Below are 4,250 nucleotides of genomic sequence, written 5' to 3'. Positions count from 1 at the left end.
CTACAAGGGCGCCCTCGTCTGCCTCAACGGCGACGGCTACCTGGTCCCCGGCGCCGACACCGCCGGCCTGCGCTTCGTCGGCGTGGCCCGTGACGGTGCCGATAACTCCACGGGCGCCGACGGTGACAAGGAAGTCATCGTCGTCACCCAGGGCTCGATCGTCGTCGCCAAGACCTCGGCCGCCGCCGGTGACCTGGGCGCTGACGCCCTCATCTCCGACGACGAAACCGTGGCCCTGTCCACCAGCAACTCCGTCTACGCCGGCCTGATCGTCGGTATCGTCGACTCCGGCCACGTTCGGCTGCGCTTCGACGCCGGCGACCACGCGGCCTAGTTCCCTTTTTTCCACGAACCGGGAGGATAAATGCCCTTCACCACCGCCAGCGACCTCTCGCCCAAGCTGCTCGAAGGGGTCGTGCGGACCGAGTTCTTCCGCGCCTACAACGAGCTGCGCGCCTCCGACTGGCAACGCTTCACCACCGTGGTCTCCTCCGGCGCGGCCGAGGAGTACTACGACTGGCTGCGCCTGGTCGGCGACGTGCGCGAGTGGATCGGCGACCGGGTCATCAACCAGGGCGTCAGTCAGCGCTACTCGATCCGCAACAAGACCTGGGAGTTCGGCTTCTACCTCGAGCGCAGCGCCGTCGAGGACGACCAGTCCGGCCAGATCGGTCTGGCGATCACTGCCGCCGCCCAGCGGGCCGCCGAGCACCAGGGCCGCCTGGTCAGCGCGGTCCTCGAGGCCGGCTTCGACGACGCCTGCTACGACGGCGTCGCCTTCTTCAGCGACTCCCACCCCCTCGACGACGGCACCACCTTCAGCAACCTGACCGACGCCCTGCTCGACGCCGAGGCCGTTCAGGACGGCCTAGAAACCCTGATGGGCGCCAAGCGCAACGACGGTGCCCCCTGGGGTAACCACGTCGGTCCCGAGCGCACCATCCTGATGGTCCCCCCGGCGCTGTACTTCAGCGCCCTCGAGCTGACCCAGCATCCGTTCTACGACGCCGGCAGCGCCGCCAACAACCCTCTGGCCGGCCTGTTCGAGGTCGCCCTCAACCCCTACCTGAGCTCGGACAGCGCCTGGTACCTGCTGATGACCACGGAGCCGCTCAAGCCCCTGGTCTTCCAGCAGCGCACCGAGCTGGAGCTGACCGCCCAGACCGATCCCGCCACCGGCGATGTGGTCTTCCGCAACGACCTCTACGCCTTCGGCACCCGCCAGCGTTACAACGCCGGCTACACCTTCCCCCAACTGGCCTACGCCTCCGACGGTTCCGGCAGCTAGACGGCCCGACTGAGCGGGAGATTCTCCCGCTCCGCCATCATCCATTCCGTTTTAATCCACGCCAAGGAGCCCCCGTGCCCTACGCCGAAACCAGTCAACTGCGCGAGCTGCTGGGCGACGCCTTCGCCGCCGTCAGCGACGAGACCCTGACCGATTATCTCGAGGCCGCCGACGCCGAACTCGACCTGCGACTCAGGGCCGTCGTCGCTGAAACGCCGCTGGATCCCGTCCCGCCGATCGTCGAGCGCCTGTGCCTCTACCGGGCCGCCGCCGAGGTGCTGACCGTCTACTACGGCCGCGCCGGAGCGGCTGCCGACGACGGTCGGGCCGAGCGTTTCCGCGCCGACTACGACGCCCTCGTCACCCTGCTGGTGCGCGATCCGGCCCTGCTGGGTCGCGAGCTGGCCGCGGGCCGCGGCGGACCGGCCTGGTTCCGCGACGACCCCAACACTCCGACCCTCTCGAGCTTCAGGCGCTTCGAACATTCCACGGAGGTCGACTGATGGCCGACATCCTGCAGCATCACGCCCGTGTTCTCGGCGCCCTGCTGGACGATGCCTTCCCGGCCGCCCAGCTCAGCTTCGATCCGGCGGCGCCGAGGGTAACCGTCGTCGTCCCCGCCGGCGGCCTGGTGACTATCGGCGTCGACTCCCTGGAGCGCGAGGACGCCTGGCGCTCCCTCGTCGGTCTCAGCGTGACCTTCAGCCGCGAAGCCCTGGAGCGCGAGGACGCCCTCTGGCAATTGACCGCCGACACGGCGACCCTCTGGCGCCTGCTGCGCCGGGCCGCCGGCGGCGGCTTTCCCTACACCTACTCCACCACCGGCGGCGAGGTGACCGGACACAGCGGCGAGGAGTGGCTGGAGCTGCTCAACCTGGAGACCTACCTCTGGCGTACGTCCGGGGAGGAGCCGCCGCGTCCCGCCCTGCATCACGCCGCCACCAGCCTGCGTCTGGCCGTCAACGCACCCTAGCGGGCCGCCAACCTCCCTTTGCGAAAGGAAACCGATGCCTTCCACCGTTCTCACCGGTAAGGGCTGCGTCGTCGACGTCAGCGACGGCGTGGTCTTCGGCGGGGTACAGGATTTCAAGCTGACCTGCGAGCTGGAGGAGATCTCCTTTCCCGCCGGTGAATCCTGGAGCTCCTACAGTGTACCCACGGGCGTCAAGTGGCGCGGCGAGGTGGCCTTCAAGGCCCTGGACGCCGCCGCCCTGCGTCTGGCTCTCGGCGGAACGGCTTCCGCCGGTCGGGTCCTCGAGGTGTTGGGCGAATCCGCCGCCGTCCCCGCCGAGTCGCCTTACACCATCACCCTGGAGCACGACGACGCCGTCGCCGGCTCCGAGCGCGTCGCTGATTCCTCGGGCGAGGCCTTCGCCCGGGTCGACGACTCACCGGCCGCCGGGGAGTACTCGATCGACGGCCTGGTGCTGACCTTCAACGCCGCCGACGCCGGCACGGCCCTGAGCCTGGACTACCTGCGCCTGGACGACTCCGACGGTGACAAGCTGACCGTCGGACCGCGGGACCTGCCCGGGCGCTTCGCCCTCTACGGCGTGCTGCGCGGTCACGACCTGCAGAGCGGCGAGGTGCCCGCCGGGCGTTTCGCCGTCTACCTGGCCGACTGCCGCCGCAGCGGTTCCTTCGATCTCGGCGCCGCCAACGGCAAGCTCGGAGCCTTCACCCTGCGCTTCACTGCCCATAATTCCAGCGACGGCGACATCGTCTTCTACCTGCCGCCCAGCCGGGGGATTCTCTGATGGCCGAGCTGTTGCGTGAAGAACTGTTCAAGCGCGCCGAAGAAGCGCTGGACGACGAGAGCGTCCCCGGCTCAGAGCCGGTCCCGGAGGATTTCCTCACCGAGCGGACGGTCCAGATCGGCCACTACTGCTACCCCGAGCCCACCTGTTACGCCTACGTCCTGTTGGAGCGCATCGCCCGCGGCGGTCTGCCCTACGAGCTGACGCCGACGGAGACCGGGCTCTACCTGTTGTGGGTCGTGCTGCATCAGGACCGGCCCGCCGAGCTGGCCGCCCTGACCCAGCGCCCCCTGCCCGAGGCCGAGCTGGCCGCCTTCGCCCGCCGGCATCCCCCTACCGAGCTCTACCGCTTCACCCGGGAATACCTGCCCCGGGCGCTGGAGGTGGTGCGAAAAAAAGCCGGAGCGGAACCGCTCGACAACCCGGCGACGCGGCGAGCCTAGGCTTCCTCGGCGGCCTGGCCCTGCTGGCCCGGGAGCTCGATCGCTCCCTCGAGGAGCTGCTGTTCGACTGGTCCCTGCGCCGGGTGATCGCTCATGCCGAGTTGGCCGCTCTGCTGAAGCGGCAGCAGCGTGAACACCTCCGGCGTCGTTCCCCCATCCCCACGATCCCGAGCGAGTGAGATGAAACCTGACAACGAGAGAAAGCTCAACCGCGGGCTCGAGCGGCTGGAACGAGCCGCCGAGGCCCTGGAATCCGGGGCCGAGCGTCTCGAAGCGGCCGCCGGCAAGAAACCGTCCCTCGACGAGGCGGCCGTCGGGGACCTGCAAGCGGGCCTGTTCAACGGCCTGGAACAGGTGACCGAGGCCTTCCTGGGGCGTCTGGATGACGAGCTGGGCCGGGTGGTCGGCGGGCTGGTCGATGTTTTCGTCGGCCTGCAGAACCCCGGCTGGGGCCTGGTCGGTGATCTGCTGTCCATCTTCGGCTTCGCCGAGGGCGGGTACGTCTCGAAGCCCACTGTAGCGATGGTCGGTGAGGGCGGGGCCCCGGAATACATCATCCCGCAGCCAGATATGGAGGCGGCCCTGGCGGGTGGCATTCCCGGCGTGGTCGACCTGCTGTCGAGCCTTGGCGGCAACGTCCAACGTGCTGGCGCGGCCCCGGCGTCCTCGACGACGAACGTCTACAACTCCTACGGCCTGGCCGTGGGAAGCCTGGACCGGCTCGACGCTTACAATCGACGGGGTGAGTCCCGCCGAGCCCGG

At 69.2% G+C, this 4,250-nt stretch carries 7 protein-coding genes; 6 read left to right on the top strand and 1 reads right to left on the bottom strand.

The genetic code is table 11. The features are described 5' to 3' along the window. Positions 1 to 364: 364 nt before the first annotated feature. The 5 genes from GF399_05060 to GF399_05040 all read left to right on the top strand — a co-directional run bounded on the left by GF399_05060 (position 365) and on the right by GF399_05040 (position 3,488). Positions 365 to 1,288 carry a hypothetical protein gene (locus tag GF399_05060; GenBank protein MBD3399683.1) on the top strand — a complete coding sequence of 308 codons (924 nt, stop codon included), beginning with the start codon at positions 365 to 367 and terminating at the stop codon, positions 1,286 to 1,288. Between the two features lie 74 nt (positions 1,289 to 1,362). After that, the gene (locus GF399_05055) at positions 1,363 to 1,791 is read left to right on the top strand and encodes a hypothetical protein (GenBank protein ID MBD3399682.1); all 429 of its coding nucleotides are present in this window, start codon (positions 1,363 to 1,365) and stop codon (positions 1,789 to 1,791) included. Then, positions 1,791 to 2,261: a hypothetical protein gene (locus tag GF399_05050; protein ID MBD3399681.1), complete on the top strand. Its 471-nt coding sequence runs from the start codon at positions 1,791 to 1,793 to the stop codon at positions 2,259 to 2,261. The genes GF399_05055 and GF399_05050 overlap by 1 nt, the downstream gene beginning before the upstream one ends. Positions 2,262 to 2,295: 34 nt before the next feature. Further along, the gene (locus GF399_05045) at positions 2,296 to 3,045 is read left to right on the top strand and encodes a hypothetical protein (GenBank protein ID MBD3399680.1); all 750 of its coding nucleotides are present in this window, start codon (positions 2,296 to 2,298) and stop codon (positions 3,043 to 3,045) included. Continuing rightward, positions 3,045 to 3,488: a hypothetical protein gene (locus tag GF399_05040; GenBank protein ID MBD3399679.1), complete on the top strand. Its 444-nt coding sequence runs from the start codon at positions 3,045 to 3,047 to the stop codon at positions 3,486 to 3,488. The genes GF399_05045 and GF399_05040 overlap by 1 nt, the downstream gene beginning before the upstream one ends. Here GF399_05040 and GF399_05035 read toward each other — a convergent pair. Then, positions 3,485 to 3,625 (bottom strand): hypothetical protein, encoded by a 141-nt coding sequence (locus GF399_05035; GenBank protein MBD3399678.1) that lies wholly within the window; start codon positions 3,623 to 3,625, stop codon positions 3,485 to 3,487. The genes GF399_05040 and GF399_05035 overlap by 4 nt on opposite strands. Before the next feature lie 43 nt (positions 3,626 to 3,668). On the opposite strand from GF399_05035, the gene GF399_05030 reads away from it, so the two are divergent. Then, on the top strand, positions 3,669 to 4,250 hold a 582-nt coding region (locus GF399_05030), incomplete at its 3' end, for a hypothetical protein (protein MBD3399677.1).

It is taken from the genome of Candidatus Coatesbacteria bacterium (genome assembly GCA_014728225.1).
GTDB lineage: Bacteria > RBG-13-66-14 > RBG-13-66-14 > RBG-13-66-14 > RBG-13-66-14 > WJLX01.
This window is presented reverse-complemented; position numbering and strand designations above follow the sequence as displayed.